Origin of the sequence: Actinomadura luzonensis (assembly GCF_022664455.2) — a bacterium.
In the GTDB taxonomy this organism is placed as follows: Bacteria; Actinomycetota; Actinomycetes; order Streptosporangiales; family Streptosporangiaceae; genus Nonomuraea; species Nonomuraea luzonensis.
This window is the reverse complement of sequence record NZ_JAKRKC020000001.1, coordinates 2,516,185-2,538,097: the sequence shown is the minus strand read 5'-3', so window position 1 is coordinate 2,538,097 and position 21,913 is coordinate 2,516,185. Positions and strand designations below refer to the sequence as shown.

Annotated in this window: 20 protein-coding genes and 1 tRNA gene; 13 read left to right on the top strand and 8 right to left on the bottom strand. The window is 73.6% G+C overall.

What is annotated here, in order from left to right; genetic code table 11:
* Nucleotides 1-73: 73 nt before the first annotated feature.
* Nucleotides 74-538: a GatB/YqeY domain-containing protein gene (locus MF672_RS12215; protein ID WP_242374209.1), complete on the bottom strand. Its 465-nt coding sequence runs from the start codon at nucleotides 536-538 to the stop codon at nucleotides 74-76.
* 89 nt (nucleotides 539-627) lie between these two features.
* Between MF672_RS12215 and MF672_RS12210 the strand changes: the two genes are divergently transcribed.
* From MF672_RS12210 to MF672_RS12195, 4 genes are all read left to right on the top strand, one after another.
* Complete coding sequence (locus MF672_RS12210) at nucleotides 628-1,494, top strand: metallophosphoesterase (protein WP_242374252.1); 867 nt, start codon at nucleotides 628-630, stop codon at nucleotides 1,492-1,494.
* Nucleotides 1,495-1,560: 66 nt separating this feature from the next.
* Nucleotides 1,561-1,634: transfer RNA gene (locus MF672_RS12205), tRNA-Pro, on the top strand.
* Nucleotides 1,635-1,820: 186 nt separating this feature from the next.
* Entirely contained in the window at nucleotides 1,821-2,585 is a 765-nt protein-coding gene (locus tag MF672_RS12200) for a maleylpyruvate isomerase family mycothiol-dependent enzyme (protein WP_242374210.1), read from the top strand.
* A 193-nt stretch (nucleotides 2,586-2,778) separates the two neighbouring features.
* On the top strand, nucleotides 2,779-4,767 hold the full coding sequence (locus MF672_RS12195) for a right-handed parallel beta-helix repeat-containing protein (RefSeq protein ID WP_242374211.1): 1,989 nt from the start codon (nucleotides 2,779-2,781) through the stop codon (nucleotides 4,765-4,767).
* A gap of 4 nt (nucleotides 4,768-4,771) precedes the next feature.
* Here the strand turns inward: MF672_RS12195 and MF672_RS12190 are convergent, their stop codons facing one another.
* The 3 genes from MF672_RS12190 to MF672_RS12180 form a co-directional block, all read right to left on the bottom strand.
* A complete protein-coding gene (locus tag MF672_RS12190; RefSeq protein ID WP_242374212.1) occupies nucleotides 4,772-5,434 on the bottom strand; it encodes a class I SAM-dependent DNA methyltransferase in 663 nt (220 codons plus the stop codon).
* Nucleotides 5,435-5,517: 83 nt separating this feature from the next.
* Nucleotides 5,518-6,741 (bottom strand): serine hydrolase domain-containing protein, encoded by a 1,224-nt coding sequence (locus MF672_RS12185; protein ID WP_242374213.1) that lies wholly within the window; start codon nucleotides 6,739-6,741, stop codon nucleotides 5,518-5,520.
* Between the two features lie 34 nt (nucleotides 6,742-6,775).
* A complete protein-coding gene (locus tag MF672_RS12180; RefSeq protein WP_242374214.1) occupies nucleotides 6,776-7,180 on the bottom strand; it encodes a hypothetical protein in 405 nt (134 codons plus the stop codon).
* 208 nt (nucleotides 7,181-7,388) lie between these two features.
* Between MF672_RS12180 and MF672_RS12175 the strand changes: the two genes are divergently transcribed.
* From MF672_RS12175 to MF672_RS12160, 4 genes are all read left to right on the top strand, one after another.
* Nucleotides 7,389-8,276: a LysR family transcriptional regulator gene (locus tag MF672_RS12175; protein WP_242374215.1), complete on the top strand. Its 888-nt coding sequence runs from the start codon at nucleotides 7,389-7,391 to the stop codon at nucleotides 8,274-8,276.
* 90 nt (nucleotides 8,277-8,366) lie between these two features.
* Nucleotides 8,367-8,813 (top strand): iron chaperone, encoded by a 447-nt coding sequence (locus MF672_RS12170; RefSeq protein ID WP_242374216.1) that lies wholly within the window; start codon nucleotides 8,367-8,369, stop codon nucleotides 8,811-8,813.
* A 420-nt stretch (nucleotides 8,814-9,233) separates the two neighbouring features.
* A complete protein-coding gene (locus tag MF672_RS12165; protein WP_242374217.1) occupies nucleotides 9,234-10,907 on the top strand; it encodes a PQQ-dependent sugar dehydrogenase in 1,674 nt (557 codons plus the stop codon).
* 83 nt (nucleotides 10,908-10,990) lie between these two features.
* Entirely contained in the window at nucleotides 10,991-14,266 is a 3,276-nt protein-coding gene (locus tag MF672_RS12160) for an ATP-binding protein (protein ID WP_242374218.1), read from the top strand.
* Nucleotides 14,267-14,287: 21 nt separating this feature from the next.
* Here MF672_RS12160 and MF672_RS12155 read toward each other — a convergent pair whose 3' ends face one another.
* From MF672_RS12155 to MF672_RS12140, 4 genes are all read right to left on the bottom strand, one after another.
* Nucleotides 14,288-14,926 (bottom strand): hemerythrin domain-containing protein, encoded by a 639-nt coding sequence (locus MF672_RS12155; protein WP_242374219.1) that lies wholly within the window; start codon nucleotides 14,924-14,926, stop codon nucleotides 14,288-14,290.
* 100 nt (nucleotides 14,927-15,026) lie between these two features.
* On the bottom strand, nucleotides 15,027-15,479 hold the full coding sequence (locus tag MF672_RS12150; RefSeq protein ID WP_242374220.1) for a hypothetical protein: 453 nt from the start codon (nucleotides 15,477-15,479) through the stop codon (nucleotides 15,027-15,029).
* 56 nt (nucleotides 15,480-15,535) lie between these two features.
* Entirely contained in the window at nucleotides 15,536-15,982 is a 447-nt protein-coding gene (locus MF672_RS12145) for a GNAT family N-acetyltransferase (RefSeq protein WP_242374221.1), read from the bottom strand.
* A gap of 24 nt (nucleotides 15,983-16,006) precedes the next feature.
* Nucleotides 16,007-17,122 (bottom strand): ROK family transcriptional regulator, encoded by a 1,116-nt coding sequence (locus MF672_RS12140; RefSeq protein WP_242374222.1) that lies wholly within the window; start codon nucleotides 17,120-17,122, stop codon nucleotides 16,007-16,009.
* A 90-nt stretch (nucleotides 17,123-17,212) separates the two neighbouring features.
* On the opposite strand from MF672_RS12140, the gene xylA reads away from it, so the two are divergent.
* The 5 genes from xylA to MF672_RS12115 all read left to right on the top strand — a co-directional run bounded on the left by xylA (nucleotide 17,213) and on the right by MF672_RS12115 (nucleotide 21,905).
* Complete coding sequence (gene xylA, locus MF672_RS12135; RefSeq protein ID WP_242374223.1) at nucleotides 17,213-18,364, top strand: xylose isomerase; 1,152 nt, start codon at nucleotides 17,213-17,215, stop codon at nucleotides 18,362-18,364.
* On the top strand, nucleotides 18,361-19,104 hold the full coding sequence (locus tag MF672_RS12130; protein WP_242374224.1) for a sugar phosphate isomerase/epimerase family protein: 744 nt from the start codon (nucleotides 18,361-18,363) through the stop codon (nucleotides 19,102-19,104). The genes xylA and MF672_RS12130 overlap by 4 nt, the downstream gene beginning before the upstream one ends.
* Entirely contained in the window at nucleotides 19,101-20,204 is a 1,104-nt protein-coding gene (locus MF672_RS12125; RefSeq protein WP_242374225.1) for a Gfo/Idh/MocA family protein, read from the top strand. The genes MF672_RS12130 and MF672_RS12125 overlap by 4 nt, the downstream gene beginning before the upstream one ends.
* 137 nt (nucleotides 20,205-20,341) lie before the next feature.
* Entirely contained in the window at nucleotides 20,342-21,694 is a 1,353-nt protein-coding gene (locus MF672_RS12120; RefSeq protein WP_242374226.1) for a S8 family peptidase, read from the top strand.
* The gene (locus MF672_RS12115; protein WP_242374227.1) at nucleotides 21,678-21,905 is read left to right on the top strand and encodes a hypothetical protein; all 228 of its coding nucleotides are present in this window, start codon (nucleotides 21,678-21,680) and stop codon (nucleotides 21,903-21,905) included. The genes MF672_RS12120 and MF672_RS12115 overlap by 17 nt, the downstream gene beginning before the upstream one ends.
* Nucleotides 21,906-21,913: the final 8 nt, after the last annotated feature.

Genomic DNA, 21,913 nt, shown 5'->3' with positions numbered 1-21,913 from the left:
AGGACCCGCCACGAGCTTCCGTGGGAGCCCGGGGCCTGATGGCGAAGGGCCGGCCGGCTCGCGGGCCAGCGGCCTACGACGAGGTGGCGGCCAGGCGCGCCCGCACCGTCGCGGCCACCCGGCCGCCCTCGGCCCGCCCCGCCACCTTCGGGTTCACGGCCTTCATGACCTGCCCCATGGCCTGCGGCCCGGACGCGCCCGTCTCCGCGATCGCCGCGTCCACCAGCTCGGCCAGCTCCTCGTCGGACAGCTGCGCCGGCAGGTACTCCTCCAGCACCGCCTGCTCGTCCAGCTCCGCCTGCGCCTGCTCGGCGCGCCCCGCGTTGCCGAACGCCTCGGCCGCCTCCTTCCGCTTCTTGGCCTCCTTCGTCAGGACCTTGATGATCTCGTCGTCGGTCAGCTCCCTGGCCTGCTTGCCGGAGACCTCCTCGACGTTGACGGCGGCCAACGCCATGCGGATCGTCCGGAGGCGGACCTCGTCACGACTCTTCATCGAGGCCGTGAGGTCGGCCTTCAGCTTGTCCTTCAATGCGCTCATGCGGTCCATCTTGCCGCCTGCGCGGACACCTCGTGCCGGATGTCGGGCATCATGATTGGGTGAGGAAAGCCGCCGCAGTCCCCCTGTCCATGCTCGGTCTCGGCCTGGCCGGGCTGGGTTACGCGTCCGTCGTCGAGCGCAACTGGTTCCGGCTGCGCCGCTTCGACGTGCCGGTGCTGGAGCGCGGCCAGCGTCCGGTGCGCATCCTCCACCTGACGGACCTGCACCTGACGCCGCGCCGCTCGATGCTCATCAAGTGGGTGCGCTCGCTGGGCGCGCTCAAGCCCGACCTGGTGGTCAACACCGGCGACTCGATCGCCCACCCCGAGGCCGTGCCCGCGCTCCTGCACGCCCTGGAGCCCCTGCTCTCCCGCCCGGGCCTGTTCGTCTACGGCTCCAACGACCTGTACGCCCCCAAGCCGAAGAACCCGGCCCGCTACCTGTGGCGCACCTCCAAGAACGAGCGCCGCCAGCACGTCCCCAGCCTGCCCTGGGAGGAGCTGGGCGCGGGCATGGCCGCCGAGGGCTGGCTCGACATGAACAACACCACGGCCCGCATCAAGGTCGGCGACCTCGACGTGGCGGTGGCCGGCATCCACGACTCCCACATCTCGCGCGACCGCTACGACCTGGTCGCCGGCCCGGCCCCGGCCGACGCCGACCTGCGCCTGGGCGTCATGCACTCCCCCGAGCCGCGCAACATGAGCCTGTTCGCCGCCGACGGCTACCAGCTCCTGCTGGCCGGCCACACACACGGCGGCCAGCTCTGCGTCCCCTTCTACGGCGCCCTGGTCACCAACTGCGGCATCGACCGCGCCCGCGTGAAGGGGCTGAGCCGCCACGACGGCGCCTGGCTGCACGTCTCGGCCGGTCTCGGCACGTCACCGTACGCGCCGGCCCGCTTCGCCTGCTTCCCCGAGGCTTCCCTCCTCACCCTCGTCCCGCGCCGCCCCTGAAGACGGTCACAACCACCTTGGGAGTCCGCTAGACTTTTCCAGGTACGCACCGATCGGCGCGTGCACCGGGGTGTAGCGCAGCTTGGCAGCGCGCTTCGTTCGGGACGAAGAGGTCGTGGGTTCAAATCCCGCCACCCCGACAGTATCGCCGCAGGTAGAAGGCCGCTTCCGAAGCTCGGAAGCGGCCTCTCTTGTCCTCTGAGTGACTGACTGCGTGACTACGTGACCGAGCATCCACGAGAAGTCACCGGCACGAAGCGCCTGAGAGCGTCCGGCGCGCTTTCCCGCGCGCGAGAGTCCCGATCCCAGAGTGAGACAAGGTTTACATGACTGAGCATCTCGCCTTCCCCACCCTGCTGCGGATGATCGACGAGCGGTCCGCCGCGTTCCGCGCCACCGTCGCCGCGGCCCCCAGCCTCGACGCCGACGTCCCATCCTGCCCGGGCTGGACGCTGTACGACCTGGCGAACCACCTCAGTGAGGGGGACCGCTTCTGGGCCTACATCGTGCTGAACACCGCGCCCGGCGACGAGCGGCCGAGCAAGGACGGGCTGGCGGCGCCCAGAGAGCGCGAGGCCCTCATGACCTGGTTGGCCGACTCGACGGAGCAGCTGCTTGCCGCTCTGCGCGAGGCCGGCCCGGACCGGGGCTGCTGGGCCTGGTGGGAGCCGCTGGCCTCCCCGCACACGGTGGCCGCCGTGGCCCGCCGCCGCGTCCCGGAGTCGCTGATCCACACCTACGACGCCCAGCTGGCCGCCGGCACCCCGCAGGAGCTGCCGACGACCGAGGCGGGCGACGCCATCGAGGAGTTCCTCGCCACCGTCTGCACCGGCACGATCCCGTGGCCGGGCGAGCCCGCCACCATGGACTACCACGCGGCCGAGGCCGGCTCCTGGCGCCAGACGGTGGACGCCGCCGGTTCCCGCTTCACCCGCCTCACCGCGGCGGAGGCAGCCGAGAGCAAGCCCACCGCCGCCATCCACGGCACGGCGAGCGAGATGGCCCTGCTCATGTACAAGCGCATCCCGGCCGGCTCGCTGCGGATGGAGGGCGACGCCGACCTGCTCCAGCAGCTGCAGGACTGGGACTAGGACCGGCCAGCGGATGGATCACTTGAGCAGCAGTAGCCACAGAGAAGGCCGCTTCCGATTGTCGGAAGCGGCCTTACGTGTTTCCGGGATCTTCGCCTCCGCGATCTTGAGAGTGTGCGTCCGTCCTCACTACGCTGGCGACGGCCGGCGGTCAAGTGCGGTCAAGACGTGCGTGAAACCTGGAGGAACAGGGATGCGAAGAAGTTGGCCGGTGACCCTCGCGGCGCTCGCCCTGGTGGTCATGGGCGGGACGGCGCCGGCGAGTGCCGAGGCGGCCGGGCCCACGACCGGGCCCACGACCGGGTCCGCGGCCGGTTCGGCGGCGGCGAAGGCGGCGGTGTGCGGCAGTTCGTCGCTCGACGGGCCGACTGCGCCGCCCGCCGGCGCGGTCGTGGTGCCCGAGGGCGACAACAGCGGCGTGGACTTACGCAAGGAGAACACCACGTACTACTTCAAGACCGGCACGCACAAGCTGGGCGACGGCGAGTACGCGCAGATCATCCCCGGTAAAGGCGCGACGTTCATCGGGGCGCCCGGCGCGGTGCTGGACGGACGGGGGCTGAACCGGTACGCGTTCGGCGGGGACGCGACCGGCGTCACGATCCGGTACCTGACGATCAAGGGCTTCATCCCGCGGCACGACGAGGGCGCGGTCAACCACGACTCCGGCGACCGGTGGATCGTGGAGCACAACACGATCCGCGACAACGCCGGCGCGGGGCTGATGGCCGGGGCCGAGAACCAGATCCGCGGCAACTGCCTCAAGGACAACGGCCAGTACGGGCTGAACGCGTACAAGGCCGGCAACACCATCACCGGCCTGGTCGTCGCGGACAACGAGTTCACCGGCAACAACACCCAGGACTGGGAGCACCAGATCCCGGGGTGCGGGTGCACCGGCGGGATGAAGTTCTGGGCGGTGAACGGCGCCGACGTGACCGGCAACTGGGTCCACGCCAACCACGGCCCCGGGGTCTGGGCGGACACCAACGACAACGACTTCCTCATCGAGGACAACCTCATCGAGGACAACGACTCGCTCGGCATCTTCTACGAGATCAGCTACAACGCCATCATCAGGAACAACACGCTGCGCGGCAACGCCTGGGCCTCCGGCGCCGAGCGGGCGGCCAAGGGCGACCCGTTCCCGGAGGCGGCGATCTACCTGTCGGAGGCGGACGGCGAGCCGCGCGTGCCGGCCCGGACGAGCAAGATCGAGATCACCGGCAACCTGCTGGAGAACAACTGGGGCGGGATCACCGCCTGGGCGAACGCCGACCGGTTCTGCAACAGCCCCGCCTCGACGACCGGCGACTGCACGCTGATCGTCGGGCCGACCAACACCGCGCGGTGCGCGGCCCCCGCCATCGCGAGCGAGCCGCTCTACACCGACTGCCGCTGGTGGACGAAGAACGTCGACGTGCACCACAACACGTTCGCCTTCGACCCCGCCGACGTGCACGGCGGCTGCCCGACGCAGTACTGCGGGCACATGGCCCTGCTGTCCAATTGGGGGACATATCCGGACTGGTCCCCGTACAAGGGCGCCGTGATCCAGCAGGCGATCGTCCACGAGTCGAACAACTCCTGGCACGACAACACCTACACCGGGCCGTGGCAGTTCAGGGTCACCGACATGGGCAAGCGCATCACGCCCGGCGAGTGGGCCGGCCCCCAGTACGGCCAGGACGCCCGCAGCACGTTCGACGGCGCCGCTCCCGAGCCGCCCGCGATCGCCGCGCAGGACTTCGAGTCCGCCACGACCTCGCCCTACACCCCGTGGTACGGCGCCGCCGTGGAGCACCGGACCGGCGACGCGCACGGCGGCACCGGCTCGCTGCGGCTGACCAGCGCCGAGGCGTTCGGCAGCGCGGTGGCGCTGGACAACTTCCCCGGCTTCAGCGGCGTGATCGCCGGCACGAGCTACCGCGCGTCGCTGTGGCACCGGGAGGCCGTGGCGCCCATGCCCGCCGTCACGTGGAACCTGCGCTGGCACGACGAGGGCGGCACGGTGCTGCGTACCGACCCGATCACGCTGGCCCGGCAGACGGCCTGGACGCAGGCGGCCGACACGTTCACCGCTCCCGCGGGCGCGACCCGCGTCGACTGGACCTTCGTCTGGAACGCGAGCGCCGCCGGGCCCGCGTTCCAGATCGACGACGTGGCGTTGCGGCCGGCCTGACGGCTCACCCGGTGGCCGCGGGGTCGGGCTGGATCGCGCGCATCAGCAGGTGGCCGCGGCGGAAGCGCTCGTCCTCCAGGGGCTCGCGCGACATGCGGGCCACCTCGGCGAAGCCCGCCTCGCGGGCCAGGGCGGCCAGCTCGTCGATCGGCCACCGGTAGGCCGTGGTCACCTTGTGGTCGAACGGCGCCACCGGGCCGTCCTCGGCCTCGAAGAAGCCCGCCAGGAGGTGACCGCCCGGGGCGAGCACCCGGCGGAACTCGGCGAGGTACGGCGGCAGCTCGGCCGGCGGGGTGTGGATGACGGAGTACCAGGACACCACGCCGCCCAGCTCGCCGTCCGGCATGTCGAAGGCGCCCATGGAGCCGACCTCGAAGCGCACGCCGGGGAAGTCCCGGCGGGCGATGTCGATCAGGGCGGGGGACAGGTCGACGCCGAAGGCGTCCAGCCCGAGGTCGCGCAGGTGCGCCGTCAGGTAGCCGGGGCCGCAGCCGGCCTCGGCGACCGGCCGGGGGCCGCCGGCCCGCACCAGCTCGGCGAACGCGGCGATGATCGCGCGGTCCAGCGGCAGGCGGTCGAGCGAGTTCCGGGCGAAGTCGGCGTAGATCTCGGCGAGGGCGTCGTAGGCGTCCGCCGTCGCGGTCAGGTAGGGGGAAGGTTCGGCCATGACGGACGACTGTAGCCATGACGGACGGCTGTGGCGGAACGCGATGAGCCCGCGGGGCGCGGCCGCGGGCTCAGGGGGCGGTGTCAGTCGTCGAGGGCCTGGTAGACGGTGGTCCAGAAGTCGTGGATGAGGTGCGCCGCGTTCGGCACGGACATCCCGACCTGGGTGAGCAGGAGGCCGGTGAGCTGGTTGGCCGGGTCGGCGTACGTGCTGGTGCCGCTGCCGCCGTCCCAGCCGAACTGGCCGAGCGGGGCGTAGTCGCCGCGGTACGTGCGCACCGCCATGCCGAAACCCCAGCCGCCGTGCTGGCCCTGGCCGAAGGAGATGTGCACATTGTTCACCGCCATCGCGTGCCGGGCGGCCTGCTGCTCCGCGGTGAGCCGGTTGGTGGTCATCAGCTCGACCGCGGCCCGGGACAGGACGCGCCGGCCCTCGTGCACGCCGCCGTTGAGCAGCATGCGGAAGTAGGCGTGGTAGTCGTCGGCGGTGGAGACCAGCCCGCCGCCCCCGCCGGGGAACGCCGGGGGCCGGCTCCAGCGGCCGTTCTTGGCCTCGTCCCAGACCTGGAACGCGCCGGTCTGCGGGTCGGGGGCGTACAGGGTGGGCAGCCGGTCGATCTGGTCCTCCGGCACCGAGAAGCCGGTGTCGTCCATGCCGAGCGGGCCGAGGACGCGCTCGCGCAGGAACTCCTCGAAGGGGCGGCCGGTGACGCGGGCGACCAGGACGCCGACCAGGTCGCTGCTGATGTGGTACTGCCAGCGCTCGCCGGGCTGGTGCATCAGCGGCAGGGTGCTCAGGCGGCGCAGCCACTCGTCGGGCTCGGGCATGGGCTCGGGCAGGTCGGGGGTGAGGCCGTTGGCGAACACGGCGTTCATGATCGGGGTGCCGATCGAGGTCATGTCCATGCCGAGGCCGAAGGTGGAGGTCAACACGTCGCGCACGGTGATCGGGCGGCGGGCGGGCACGGTGTCGTCCAGCGGCCCGTCGGGGCGGGTGAGCACCTGGCGGTCGGCGAGCTCGGGCAGCCACGTCTGGACGAGGTCGTCGAGGCGGATGCGGCATTCGTCCAGGAGCACCATGGCGGCGGCGATGGATACCGGCTTGGAGGTGGAGGCCATCCGGAAGACGGTGTCGCGGCGCATCGGGTCGCCGCCGTCGTGGTGCATGGTGCCGAGCGCCTCGACGTGGGTGTGGTCGCCGCGGCCGACGAGGGCGACCACGCCGGGGATCCTGCCGGACTCGACGTGCCGGTCCAGGACCTCGCGCAGCCTGCGCAGGCCGCTCTGGGTGAAGCCGGTGTGTGCCATGGGGGTGCTCCTTCGGTGGTGCGGTCGCGGCGGGTCAGGCGTCGAGGGCGGCGGTGATCTTGTGGATCATGTCGGCGACGGTGGGGCTGGGCGGGGTCCGGTGGCTGCTCGCGGCGGCGTCGGCGGCGACCAGGACGGTGCTGCGGAAGTTGCCGGCCTCGGCGGGGTCGTGCTGCTTGAGCAGGTGCATGGCGGCCGTCAGGGCGGGCAGCACGCGGTCGGCGATCGCGGCCGTCGTCCTGCCCTCCACCGTGATGTCCTTGGTCTTCTCGGCGAGCACGTGGCCGACCAGGCCGGTGGCGGAGGCCAGGGCGATGCTGCCGGCGGTGGCGGCCTTGTGGGGCTTGCCGGCCGCGTCGGCGGCGGCCAGCAGGGTGACGGCGCCGTAGGCGGCGGTGCGGAGGGTGGTCTTGTCCTCGGGGGTGAGGGTGACGGACATGTCGGGGTCTCCTTCAGTGGCGTCGTGCTGTGTACGGGATGACGATGGCGGACCGTGCTGACGCCGGGCCGTCGCCGTCCTGACGCGGCCGCTGACAGCGCCGGAGTGGTCGCTCTCTCCGGCGACTAGGATCAACGCGACCGGTGGCCGGGAACAACGACAAACCGCGCAAGGCAGCATTAACCCCCGCGTTAACGGAGGGAGGACCGTGGAACTCCGCGACATCGAGATCTTCCTGACCCTGGCCGACGAGCTGCACTTCGGGCGCACCGCTGAGCGGCTTCGCGTCACCCCCGCCCGCGTCACCCAGGCCATCAAGAAGCAGGAACGCCAGATCGGGGCGCCGCTCTTCGAGCGCACCAACCGCACCGTCCGGCTGACCGCGCTCGGCCGGCAGCTCCGCGACGACCTGTGGCCCGTCTACACCGGCCTCCACGACGGCATGCGCCGCGCCAAGCTGGCCGCGCAGGGCGTCACCGCCGTGCTGCGGGTCGGCATGCTGCCCGTCAACGCCCACGACCTGCGCCCCTACTGGGACACCTTCCGCAGCCGCCACCCGCAGTGGGAGCTGCGCATCCAGCACGCGCCCTTCGTCGACCCGTTCGCCGGCCTGCGGAGCGGCGACGTCGACGTCCTGGTCTCCTGGCTGCCGGTCGAGGAGCCCGACCTGACGACCGGCCCGGTCATGCTCGCCGAGCCTCGGGTGGTCGCCGTCGCCGCCGACCACGAGCTCGCCGGCCGCGACTCGGTCTCCCTGGACATGCTCGCCGACTTCCGGCACGCCGAGACCCCCTCACGGCCGGAGTACTGGTTCGACGCCTACCTCCCGCCCCACACCCGCTCGGGACGGCTGCTCGAACGCGGCCCCGTGGTGCGCAGCGCCGAGGAGGTCCTCACCCTGACGAGCACGGGGCAGATCGTCAACCTCTTCCCCGCCCACATGAGGCGCTACTGGAGCCGGCCGGACATCGCCTACCTGCCCGTCCGCGACCTCGGCGTGCTGCCCTACGCCGCGGTGTGGCGCGCGGAGACGGAGAACGACCTCATCCGGGCCTTCGCCCGGATCGTCGCCGACCTCGGCCCCCTGTCCGGCTGAGCGGACTGGTCAGTTTTCAAGAAGCCTCCGCCGTGCGCGGCTCACTAGTCTGAGAACACGCAAACAGCCGCACACGTGAGGAAGAACCCAATGGCGGACAACAAGCAGCAGACCACCACGTTCGACGGCTTCTCCGAGGAGGAGCGGGCCGCCATGAAGGAGCACGCCCAGGAGCTGAAGAAGGCCGCCCGGCGCGGCGGCAAGGCCGACGGCGAGCAGGACGTGCTGGAGAAGATCGCCGAGATGGAGGGCTCGGACCGGGAGATGGCCGAGCGCGTCCACGCCATCGTCACCTCCGTCGCACCGCACCTGACGCCGAAGCTCTGGTACGGGCAGCCCGCGTACGCCAGGAACGGCAAGATCGTCTGCTTCTTCCAGCCCGCGCGCAAGTTCAAGACCCGCTACGCGACGCTCGGCTTCAACGACGCCGCCAACCTGGACGACGGCGACATGTGGGCCACCGCCTTCGCGCTCAAGGGCCTGTCCGAGCAGGACGCGGAGCGGATCGCCGCCCTGGTGAAGCAGGCCGCGAGCTGACCCGCCGCCCGCTCGCCGTCGAACGTCATCGCGTCGGTCCTCGGGACGATCCGGCCACTCCGTGCTCGACCCCGAGGGCAGCGGGACGTTCGGCAGGTGGGTCTTCGTCCCTGACCACGCCGGCGCGCAGGGCTTCTCATGGAACCAGCCGCTGGGCTCCAGGGACGTCCTCCGTCGACTCCCGGTGGCCGGGCGAAGGCTGCGGCGCGGTCGCAACCGACCAGGCCGCCGCCACGCTCTGGACCGGCTCCGTCCTGCCGTAGCGCGCCCCCGCCGAGCGGCCGGAGGTTGAAAGTTTCATCAGGCGGCCGGCGTCCGCGCAGGCCGGCGGGGTCGGCGGCCCTGGGGCGTTGAGGCGGGACGGGCGGGATGCCTACCGTATTGACATCGGTGTGCCCCGATCCGGTCAAGGAGCCCGTCATGCGGCGCAGTCGCGTCATCTCGGCCCTGGTCCTGGCCCTGCTCGCGTTCGTCGTGACCGCGCCCGGGGCGCGGGCGCAGGCGGTGGGCGGGTTCGACTTCGATCGGGCGGAGGTGGCCGTCACGGGGCTGCAGGTGCCGTGGGCGATCGCGTTCCTGCCGGACGGCGGCGCCCTCGTGTCGGAGCGCGGCACCGGGCGGATCATGCAGGTGCGCCCGGGGCAGGCGGCGACGGCGGTGGCCACGGTCAGCGGGGTCAGCGCGTCCGGGGAGAGCGGGCTGCTCGGGCTCGCGGTGTCGCCGTCGTACCCGCAGGACGGGTGGGTGTACGCGTACTTCACCAGCACGGCCGGGGACAACCGGCTGGTCAGGCTGCGGCTCAGCGCGCCCCAGACACAGCAGGTGATCTTCAGCGGGGTGCCGAGCGCGACGATCCACGACGGCGGGCGGCTGGCGTTCGGGCCGGACGGGCTGCTCTACCTGTCCACCGGCGATGCCAACAACAGCGCCAACGCCCAGAACCTCGACAGCCCGGCCGGCAAGATCCTGCGCATGACGCCCGACGGCGGCGTCCCGTCCGGCAACCCGTTCCCCGGCTCGCGGGTCTACAGCTACGGCCACCGCAACGTGCAGGGCCTCGCCTGGGACGCCCAGGGCCGCATGTACGCCAGCGAGTTCGGCCAGAACACCTGGGACGAGATCAACCAGATCGTGGCGGGCGGCAACTACGGCTGGCCCACCTGCGAGGGCGTCTGCTCCGGCACCTCCTTCCGCAACCCGATCGTCACCTGGCCCACGGCGGAGGCGTCGCCGAGCGGCCTGGCGTACGCGAACGGCACGCTCTTCGCGGCGGCGCTGCGCGGCCAGCGCGTGTGGGCGGTGCCGCTCACCGCGAGCGGCACGGCGGGCACGCCGGTGTCCGAGCTCCAGGGCGACTACGGGCGGCTGCGCGCGAGCGTGGTCGGCCCCGACGGCTGGTTGTGGCTGTCGACCAGCAACCGGGACGGCCGCGGCACCCCCGTGGCCGCCGACGACCGGATCATCCGCGTCCCGCCGTCCGGCGGGACCGACACCACGCCGCCCACCGCGCCCACCGGCCTGACGGCCTCCGGCACCACCTCGGGCGGCACGACCCTCGCCTGGACCGCCGCCACCGATGACGTCGGCGTCACCGGCTACGACGTCCTCCGCGCGACGGGCCCGTCCGGCGGCACGTTCGCGCAGGTCGGCACCGCGACCGGCACCTCGTACACGGACTCGGGGCTGGCCGCCGGCACCACCTACCGCTACCAGGTCCGCGCCCGCGACGCCGCCGGCAACCTCTCCCCCGTCTCCGGCACGGTCACCGTCACGACGACGGCGACCGGCGGCGGGTGCGCGGTGACCGCCACCACGCAGACCCAGTGGGGCGGCGGTTACGTGATCCAGCCGGTGACGGTCACCAACAACGGCGCCTCGGCGACCACCGGGTGGACGGTGACGTTCACGCTGCCCGCCGGGCACGCCGTCACGGGCTCGTGGAACGCCGTCCTGACGGTGAGCGGCCAGACCGTGACCGCCAGGAACGCCGCGCACAACGGGGCGCTCGGCCCGGGGCAGAGCACGACGTTCGGCTTCCAGGCGAGCCGCCCGAACGGCGACTCCCAGGTGCCCGCCGGCTACCGCTGTTCCTGAGCGGTTGGAGGTCGCTTGGAGCTGGTTGGGAAGCGGCTGGACGGCCATTGTCATGAGCGGGCCTTTTGCCCCACTCTGTGCTGGTGACAGATGGGTGGCACCCCGATCGGGACGAACCCCGGCTCGCCCTGCGCGTGCTCGGACCGCTCCACGCCGACCTCGACGGCCGGCCCGTCGACCTGGGCTCGGCGCGGCAGCGGGCGGTGCTCGCGCGCCTGGCCGCCGCCGGCGGGCAGGTGGTGTCCACCGACCGGTTCATCGACGACCTCTGGCGCGGGCAGCCGCCGCCCAAGGCGCTCGCCGCGCTCCAGGTGTACGTCTCCAACCTGCGCCGCGTCGTCGAGCCGGACCGGCCGCCGCGCGCCCCCGCCCGCGTGCTGGTGAGCGCCCCGCCCGGCTACCGGCTGCGGCTGCCGGCGGACGCCGTGGACGCCTGGCGGCTGCCCGGCCTCATCGAGGAGGCGGCGGCGGCCCTGCGGCGGGGGGCGGGCGAGGTGGCGTACGAGCTGCTGGACGGCGCGCTCGCGCTTTGGAGCGGTCCCGCCTACGGGGAGTTCGCCGACGAGGAGTGGGCCGTCCCCGAGACCGAGCGGCTGGCCGAGCTGCGGCTGCTCGCCGTCGAGCACCGGGCGGAGGCCGCGCTGCTGCTGGGCCGGCACGCGCAGGTCGTGCCCGAGCTGCGCGGGCACGTCGAGCGTCACCCGCTGCGCGAGAGCGGGGTGCGGCTGCTGGCGCTGGCCTGTTACCGGGCGGGCGGCCAGGCGGAGGCGCTGGCGGTGCTGCGGCGGGCGCGCGAGCGGCTGGCCGAGGAGCTGGGGGTGGACCCGGGGCCGGAGCTGCGGGCGCTGGAGCAGGACATCCTTCGCCAGTCCGACACGCTGCACGCGCCCGAGCCGGCGCCGGCCCACCGGACAGCGCCGACCAGGACTCCGGAGCCGACCAGGACACCGGAGCCGGTGCGGGAGGAGGCCGCCGGGCCCGTCATCGTCGGACGGGCGCGTGAGCTCGCGATCCTCAGGGACGAGGCCGCCCAGCCCGCCCACCGCACCGTCTGGCTCGGCGGCGAGCCGGGCGCCGGCAAGAGCACGCTGGCCGAGGCGTTCGCGGCCGAGCTGGCCGGGCGCGGCTGGCGGGTCGCGGTCGGCCGCTGCCCCGAGATCGACGGCGGCGCGCCGCCCGCCTGGGCGTGGAGCGAGATCGTCCGGCACCTGGCCGCCGCCTGCCCGCCGGACGATCCCGCCGGCCTGGCCCCGCTGCTGCACGACGGCGTGCCCATCCCCAACCAGTTCCAGCTCGCCCGCGCCGTGGCCGGCTACCTCGCCTCCTGCGCGCCCCTGCTGGTCGTGCTGGAGGACGTGCACCGCGCCGACGGCGAGACCCTGCACCTGCTGCGCCACCTGCCGCAGACCGCCCGGCTCCTGGTGGTCGCCACCCACCGCCCCGCCGAGACCACCGAGGACCTGGCCGCCACGCTCGCCGCGCTGGCGGCCGGCAGCCGGCACGTGGAGCTGCCGGGGCTGGCCGACGACGCGGTCGCCGAGCTGCTGGAACGCCACACCGAGCAGGTCCCCGACGCCGCGACCGTGCGCACGGTGCGCGAGCGCACGCTGGGCAACCCGCTGTTCGTCTGCGAGATCGCCCGCCTGCTGGCCACGGAGGGCCCAGGGGCGGCGCGGGCCCTGCCGCCCGGCGTCCGCGACCTGATCAGGCGGAGGATCACCCGCCTGCCCGCCACCGCGCAGACCGTGCTCCGCAACGCCGCCGTCGTCGGCCGGGACGCCGACGTGGACGTGCTGGTCGCGTTGCAGGACGGCGACGAGGACACCGTGCTCGACGGCCTGGAGGCCGGGGTCATGACCGGCCTGCTGTCCGAGCCGGGCCCGGGACGGGTCCGGTTCACGCACGTCCTGGTCCGCGAGGTGTTGTACGAGGACACGGCGCGGATCCGGCGCACCCGGCTGCACGGGCGCGTGGTGACCGCGCTGGAGCGGCTGCGGCCGGGCGAGGTGGCGGCGCTGGCCCACCACGCGCTGGAGGCCGGCGCGCCGGGCGCGGTCGGCCACGCCAGGGCGGCGGCCGCGCAGGCGTCCGGACTGCACGCGCACCGCGAGGCGGCGGCCCTGTACCGGGCGGCGCTGCCGTTCGCCGCGGACGACGCGACCCGGCTGGAGCTGCTGTGCGGGCTGGTGTCGGCGCTCGGCCACGCGGGCGACGTGTCGGGGGCACTCGCCGCGCGGGCGGAGGCGGTCCGGCTGTCGCCCGGCGTGCGCGCGCTCACCTCGTACGACGCGCCGGTCATCTGGACCATCCAGCCGGACACCCGCTACGACGAGGAGTTCGTCGCGCACGTGGAGCGGGAGCTGGCCGCCGGCCCAGGACCCGAGGCGCGCTGCCGGCTGCTGGCCGCCCTCGTCTTCGCCGTGGAGGGCCACGACGACGCGCGCGTGGACGCCGCCGGGGCCGAGGCGGTGGCGCTGGCCCGCGAGCTGGGCCGCCCCGACCTGCTGTGCCTGGCGCTGAACGCCCGCTACTTCGCCGTCCTCGCCCCCGAGCGGCGCGACGAGCTGACCGCGCTCGGCGAGGAGCTGCTGGAGCTGGCCACGACGCACCGGCTCTTCGGCTACCTCACGCTGGCCCACTCCGCGCTGCTCATGGCCGCGCTCGGCCGCGGCGACCTGGAGACGGCCGGCCGGCACGCCGACAGCGGCCTCGCGGTCTCCACCAGCGGCCAGCTCGGCCTGTCACTGGTCATCCTGTCGTTGTTCGGGGCGCTGCGTAAGCTCGTCGAGGGCGACTTCGACACGGCCGAGGCGATCTACACCGGGGTCACCAGGCAGATGGCCGAGCGCGGCGCGGTCAACGCCGACGCGATGGGCATGCTCGGCAGGTTCGTGGTGCGGATGGCGCGCGGCGACGTGCGCGCCTCGCTGCCCGAGCTGGCCGCCCTGCACGCGCGCCTGCCGAACGACGGCACCCGCGAGCTGTACGCGGGCGCCCTGGCCGCGGCCGGCGACCTGGACGCGGCCCGGCGCGTCTGGGACCCCCAGGGCCGCCATTCGCGCGACTACTACTGGCTGCTGTGGGAGGCGCTGCGCGCGCAGACCGCCGTCGCCCTCGCCGACCGCGAGGTGGCCCGGCGCTGCTACGCCGCCCTGCTGCCCTGGGACGACCGGGTGGCCGGGCTCAACAGCGGCTCCGTCACCCTCGGGCCGGTCGCGCTGGTGCTCGGCGACCTCGCCCGGCTGCTGGGGCTGCCCGAGGCGGACGGGCACTACGCGCGGGCGGCGGAGGTCGCCGAGCGGGTCGGCTCGCCGCACTGGGCCAAGGCCGCCCGCGAACGCCTGACCGGCACCGGCTGACCCGCCGCCCCCGCGCCCGCCTCATGCCGCTGCCCCGAAGATGAGCCGCTGGCGGCGCCGGTGCCCCCGGTTGAGCAGCGCCAGCATGGCGACCAGCACCGGCCCGGCCAGCCTCCGCAGCTCGGCCATCTCCTCAGGCCGCGCGTACTGGAAGATGCGCGGCAGGTCGAAGGCGATGTCGCCGCCCTTGCGCACCTCGTTCTCGACCGCCTTCCAGTCCTCCTCGGACACGTACTTCTCGATGATCGGGAACAGCAGCCGCTCCTCCTCCTCGATGTGCTCGTCCAGCAGGTCGGCGAGGGCGCCGAGGCCCTGCGCCAGGCGCTTGGCGGCGGCCGGGTCGCGGCCGAGCCGGGCCGCGCACGCGGTGATCTCCTCCAGCAGCGGGTCGAGCTGGGCGTGGTCGTCGGTGAGGTCGCTCAGGTCCACCTCGGCCCCGGCCGAGCGGACGATGACCGGCCACAGCACGTTGTCCTCGGCCTGGTGGTGATGGTGGATGCCGGCGCACAGCTTCCTGGTGAACGTGGCCACGGCCTTCAGCCGGGCGGCGTCGGCCCGCTCGTCGCCGGCGGCCACGCCGTCCATCAGGCGGGCCAGCCGGCGGGTGTCGCCGCGCATCGCGCGGTGGCCGATGCGGAAGCCGAGAGTGTCGGGTGCCATGGTCGTCGCTCCTCTGGTCGTCGTCGATGGCACCAGGGTGCGCCGCCGCTCTTAGCACCCTCTTGGACCTGACTTGGCGCCGGCCGACCCGCGCGGGCTCCTACTGATCGTGCCCGTCCGGCACCAGGACGATGGGCGGCGGCTGGAACCGGTCGACGAGCCCCAGGTAGTCGTGGCCGAGGGCGGTGCGCGCCTCGATCCGGGCCTTCTGGACGTCGGCCCTGGTTCGGACGTCGGTGATCACGACCCAGGCGACACTGACGGCGGCGGCGCTCAGCAGCAGCGCCAGCCCGGCGATGAGCGCGACCCGCTCGGCGACCTCCGTCGTGCCGGACAGCAGGGCCGTGCCCAGTCCGCCGACAGTGACGCTGCCACCGCCGATCAGGCTCGTGATCCACTTGGTGAGCGAGAGGGCGTCGGCCTTGATGAGGTCATAGCCCGCGGGCTGGCCCTCCGACTGCAGGTTGAGCGCCTGCATGAGATCCGCGGCGGGGGCGGCCACGTCGCGCCCCTTCTCATCGACCGCGTCGCCGGGAATGAGTACCTCGGACATCGGAGTCCCTCCTTACCGAGATCTCCCTCCATTGCAGGCGTCCGCCCGGTGCCCGGCTAGGGTCGTTCGGCCGTTAACGCCTTCGCGTAACAGCGGGTCAGGGGCGCGTCCACGTACTTGCCGTAGGGTTCGGTCAGCGTGTACGCGCACCGCTCGTACAACGCGATCGCCTCCGGCTGCCGCAGCCCCGTGGCCAGCCGGAGCCGCCGGTGGCCCATGCCCGCGGCCAGCTCCTCCAGCGCTCCCAGCAGCGCCTTGGCGATGCCCCGGCCCCGGTGGCCGGGCCGGACGTACATGCGCTTGAGCTCGCCGGTCAGCTCGTCCACCGGCTGCACGGCGCCGCAGCCGACCGCCTGCCCGTCCACGACCGCCACCAGGAAGCGGGCGCCGGGCCGCACCTGGGAGCGGCCCTCGGGCCCGTAGCGGGCGACCAGCTCGGCGAAGGCCGCGTCGAGCAGCGCGGCGAGCTCCCCGTCGCCGGTCTCGCGTTCCTCGATCAGCATGCCCGTCATCGTAGGGACCCCTCGTCAGAGGCCGAGCGCCTGGGCCGGGTCGGCGAGGATGCGCTGGATGATGAGCCCGGCCGCGCCGAGCACGGCGGCGTCGGCGCCGGTCTCCGACACCACGACCGGGGGCGGCGTGCCGCGCATCAGGGCGAGGCGCGCGCCGAGCCCGTCGGTGACGGGCCCGGCGAGCCAGGGGAAGAGCGGCGCGAAGACGCCGCCGAGCACGATCCGGCCGGGGTCGAGCAGGTGCACGGCCGAGGTGAGCGCCACCCCGAGCGCGTGGCCGGCCCGCTCGCACGCCTCCAGCGCGCGCGGCTCGCCCGTCTCCAGCCGCCCGGTCAGCGCGGTCACCGACTCGAGCGGCCCGAGCAGGGCGTCCTGGCCGGCGTACACCTCCAGGCAGCCCCGCCCGCCGCACCGGCAGGCGGGCCCGTCGGGCACGACGACGACGTGGCCGAGCTCGCCGGCCAGCCCGAACGTGCCCCTGAACAGCGCGCCGCCGACCACCAGGCCGGCGCCGATGCCGATCTCCCCTGACACGTACAGGAAGTCCGCCTCGCGCGAGCCGAACCACAGCTCGCCGAGCGCCGCCAGGTTGGCCTCGTTGTCGATGGTGATCGGCAGGTCGCCGGCCAGGTCCGCGACGCGCACGTCGCGCCAGCCGAGGTGCGGGGCGCTCCGCAGCACGCCGCCCTCGACGGTGCCGGGCACGGCCAGCGCGGCCCCCATGACGCGCAGCCCGCCGGCCTCGGCGGCGGCGATGGTGTCGCGGGCGAGGGCGCGCAGCCGGCCGAGGATCTCGGCGGGGTCGGAGTTGCGGTTGTCGGCGGGCGTGGTGCGGCGGAGCCGGACGGCGCGGGTCAGGTCGACGACGCAGGCCGCCAGGTAGTCGATGTTGATCTCCAGCCCGAGCGTGGCCACGCGCTGCCCGCTGAGGCCGACCGCCACGCCGGGGCGGCCCCGCTCGCCGCCGCGCACGGCCCCGCCCTCGGCGACCACCCCGGCCTCCAGCAGGTCGGCGACCAGGCTGGAGACGGTGGTCTTGGTGAGCCCGGTCCGTTCGGCGAGCGCGGCGCGGGTATGAGGTCCGGTGCGGTGGATGGCGTCCAGCACTACGGCCAGGTTACGGGCGCGCATGGAATCATGCCGAACTCCTCTTGACGACACCCCGTCCACCTCCTCAGGATTATGTACAGATTATGGACTAAACAATCGGAGCGCAGGAAAATGACCGGATTCACCCCGACCCCCGACGACCGCTTCACCTTCGGCCTCTGGACCGTGGGCTGGCAGGCGCGCGACCCGTTCGGCGACGCCTCCCGCCCGGCGCTCGACCCGGTCGAGACCGTCCACAAGCTGCACGAGCTCGGCGCGTACGGCGTCACCTTCCACGACGACGACCTGCTCGCCGTCGAACCCGACCGCGACAAGGCCGTCGCCGCCTTCCGCAAGGCCCTGGACGAGACCGGCATGAAGGTCCCCATGGCCACCACCAACCTCTTCACCCACCCCGTCTTCAAGGACGGCGCGTTCACCAGCAACGACCGCGACGTGCGCCGCTACGCGCTCCGCAAGGTCATGCGCAACATCGACCTGGCGGCGAGCCTCGGCGCCACCACGTACGTGTGCTGGGGCGGCCGCGAGGGCGCCGAGTCCGACGCCGCCAAGGACGTCCGCGCCGCCCTCGACCGCTACAAGGAGGGCCTGGACCTCCTCTGCCAGTACGTGCTCGACAAGGGCTACGACATGCGCTTCGCCATCGAGCCCAAGCCCAACGAGCCCCGCGGCGACATCCTGCTGCCCACCATCGGCCACGCCCTGGGCCTGATCAGCGAGCTGGCGCACCCCGAGATGGTCGGGCTCAACCCGGAGGTCGGCCACGAGCAGATGGCCGGGCTGAACTTCGTCCACGGCATCGCCCAGGCCCTCTGGCACGGCAAGCTCTTCCACATCGACCTCAACGGCCAGCACGGCCCCAAGTACGACCAGGACCTGATCTTCGGCCACGGCGACCTCAAGAGCGCCTTCTTCCTGGTCGACCTGCTGGAGAACGGCGGCTACGACGGCCCCCGCCACTTCGACTACAAGCCGCTGCGCACCGACGACCCGCAGGACGTCTGGGACTCCGCCGCCGCCAACATGCGCACCTACCTCATCCTCAAGGACAAGTCCGCCAAGTTCCGCCAGGACCCGGAGGTCCAGGAGGCCCTGGCCGCCTCCCGCGTGACCGAGCTGGCCCAGCCCACCCTGGCCGCCGGCGAGACCTGGCAGGACCTCGCCAAGGACGACTTCGACGTCGAGGCCGCCGCGGCCCGCGGCTTCCACTTCACCCGGCTCAACCAGCTCGCGCTCGAGCACCTGATGGGGGTACGCGGATGAGCCGACCGGTCAGCGTCCAGCTCTACACCGTCAGGGATGCGCTGGCCGCCGATCGCGACGCCGTGCTGCGGCGTCTCGCCGGGATCGGCTACCGGGCCGTCGAGCCGTTCGACCCGACCACCGACCCGGAGGGTTTCCGCCGGGTCGCCGACGACCTCGGGCTCCAGGTGTCGGCCACGCACGCGTACGCGCTGCTCAGCCAGGACACCTCCAAGGTCCTCGACGCGATCGCCACGGTCGGCACCGACCTGGCGATCGTGCCCGGCGGCTTCGCCGACGAGGAGTTCACCACCGAGGACGGCCTGCGGCGGGTGGCCGAACGGCTCAACGGCCTGGCCGAGCGGGCGGCCGGGCACGGCGTGCGGATCGGCTACCACAACCACTGGTGGGAGATCGAGCCGCGGATCGACGGCCGGCACGCGCTGGAGGCGCTGGCCGACCTGCTCGCGCCCGAGGTCTTCCTGGAGATCGACACCTACTGGGCGGCCGTGGGCGGCGCCGACGTGCCCGCCCTGCTCGGCCGCCTGGCCGGGCGGACCCTCGCCCTGCACGTGAAGGACGGCCCGGTGGTCAAGGGCGAGCCGCACACGGCGGTGGGCGCGGGCGCGATGGACGTGCCCGCGGTCCTCGCCGCCGCGCCGGACGCCTGGCGCGTGGTCGAGCTCGACGAGTGCGCCACCGACGTCTTCGCGGCGCTGGCCGACAGCCACGCCTACCTCACCTCCCTGGAGGCCTCTTGACCGACGGCCCCGTCGGCGTCGCCCTGGTCGGCGCCGGAGTGATCAGTGGCCAGTATCTCCGCAACCTCACCTCGTTCCCCGACGTGCGCGTGCTCGGCGTCGCCGACCTCGACACCGGACGGGCCGCCGCGGTCGCGCGCGAGCACGGCGTGCCCGTGTCCGGCCCGCTCGAGGCGGTGCTCGGCCTGCCCGAGGTCGAGATCGTGGTCAACCTCACCGTGCCGGTCGCGCACGCGGCCGTGGCGCTGGAGTCGCTGCGCGCCGGCAAGCACGTGTACGGGGAGAAGCCGTTCGCGATGGACCCCGGCGAGGGCGCCAAGATCATGGCCGAGGCCGCCGCGCTCGGCCTGCGGGTCGGCGGCGCGCCCGACACCTTCTTAGGCGCCGGGCTGCAGTCCGCCCTGCACGCGCTGCGCTCGGGCCTCATCGGCGAGCCGGTCGCGGTCACGGCGGCCACGCAGAGCCTCGGCCCGGAGTCCTGGCACCCCAACCCGGAGTTCTTCTACCAGCCGGGGGGCGGGCCGCTGTTCGACCTCGGTCCCTACTACCTGACCGCCCTGGTCTCGCTGCTCGGCCCGGTCGCCCGGGTGGCGGCGAGCAGCCGGCGGGCCCGCGCCGAGCGGGTCGTGGGCTCGGGCCCCAAGGCGGGGCAGAGGTTCCCCGTGGACGTGCCGACCCACGTCAACGCCCTGCTGGACTTCCCCGGCACGGCGACGGCGGCGGCCACGTTCAGCTTCGACTCGCCCGTCAACCGCCGGCTGATCGAGATCATCGGCACCGAGGGCGCGTTGTCCCTGCCCGACCCCAACACCTTCGAGGGGCCGCTGCTGGTCCGCGGCCCGCACGACGCGGACTGGCGCGAGCTGCCGGTGTCGGGCACCACCGCGAGCCGGGGCATCGGCGTCCTTGACATGGCGAGGTCGCTGCGCGCGGGCACCCCGCACCGGGCCTCGGGCGAGCTGGCCTATCACGTGCTCGACCTCATGGCGGCGATCGCCGAGGCGGGCGAGCGCGGCGAGTTCCGGCCGATCGCCTCCACCCTGACCGCGCCGGAGCCGCTGCCGGACGGCTGGGACCCGTACGCGGCGACGCTCGGCTGAGCGCGGGGCGGCGCCGCCCGGGCCGCCCCGCACACCGTTACATAATCCTTACCCGGCGACATCGTCACAGGTCAGGCGGGCATGTATGACTGAGCGTAATCAAATGGCAACGCTCGTCCCACGTCAAGGGAGATCGCATGCGTGTCCTGATCCAGCTCCGTCCCGCGGCGGACGTCGTCGCGTCCGTGCTCGACCCCGGTGTCGCCAGCACGGTCGCCGACGTCGTCTCCGACCTGCCCGGCATCCGCCTCGACGAGGCGTTCAGCCCGGTCGCGGTGCCGCGCGCCCGGCCCAGCGCCGCCCACGGCGGCGCGCACTCGCTGTCCGCCCGCGTCGAGTTCTCGCTCTCGCCCGAGCACGCCTCCGTGCTCGTGCGCGGCGAGATCCCCGACGCCGAGCTGCCCGCCCGCCTCTCCCGGCTGCAGTCCGCGGTCCGCGAGGTCACCGGCGTCTTCGTCGACCCGCAGATCGTGCCGGTCGCCCCCACCTGCGGCGGCGACGGCCCGGTCGGCGACTGGCACGAGGTCAGGCGGCTGCTGCACGCCTCCGACCTGTGGGAGCAGGGCTACGACGGCGAGGGCGTCGCGGTCGCGATCTGCGACACCGGCATCAACGCCGAGCACGTCCGCTCGGTCCTCGGCGAGGACGTCACGATCGACGCCGAGCGGAGCTGGGCCCCGCAGGGCGTGCCCAAGCAGCCGGGCCGCTACCCCGTCAACCACGGCACCATGTGCGCCTTCGACGTGCTGCTGGCCGCCCCGAAGGCGACGCTGCTGGACATCCCGATCCTGCTGTCGCAGCAGGGCGACATGGCGGGCCTGCTGTCCGACGCGGTCGCCGCCTACTCCCACCTGCGCGACGTGCTCAACGCCATGCCCGAGGACTCCCGCTCGCTCGTGGTCTCCAACAGCTGGGGCCTGTTCTCGCCCGACAACGACTTCCCGCCCGGCCATCCCGGCAACTACTCCGACAACCCCTCGCACCCGTTCAACGTCATCGTCGGCAGCCTGGCCGACGCCGGCGCGGACATCGTCTTCGCGGCCGGCAACTGCGGGCGCGACTGCCCCGACCGGCGCTGCGGCTTCCGCGAGCGGCCCATCGTCGGCGCCAACGGCCACCCCGACGTGCTGTCGGTGGGCGGCGTCGACACCCACGGCGAGCGCGTCGGCTACTCCTCGCAGGGCCCGGCCCGGCTGGCCGACCGCAAGCCCGACCTGTGCGCGTACACGCACTTCGCCGGCTCGGGCGCGGTCGGCGAGGCCGACACCGGCACCTCCGCCGCCTGCCCGACCGCGGCCGGCGTGGTGGCCGCGATCCGCGCCCAGCGCCCGGCGGCGCAGCTCTCCCCCGAGCAGCTCCGCACCCAGCTCAACCGCACCGCCGACGACCGCAGCACCGTCGGCTACGACTACGACTACGGCTGGGGGGTCATCGACCCGCCCGCCGCGGTGGCCGCGCTCGGCCGCACGCGCGGTGAGCGCGCGGCCTGACATGGTCCTGCTCCAGGTGAGCCTGCCGCCCGGGGCCACCCTCGCCGACGCGCTCGACGTCCTGGGCCTGGCCGAGGAGGAGGTGGACACCGGCTACGGGCTGGTGGCCCTCCTCCCCGAGGCCGGCCTGTACGTCCTGCGCGTCACGGAGGAGGCCGGCCGCCGGGCCGCCGGGCAGGTCTTCTCCGATCCGCGGATCGAACCTTCCTGACTCGTTGG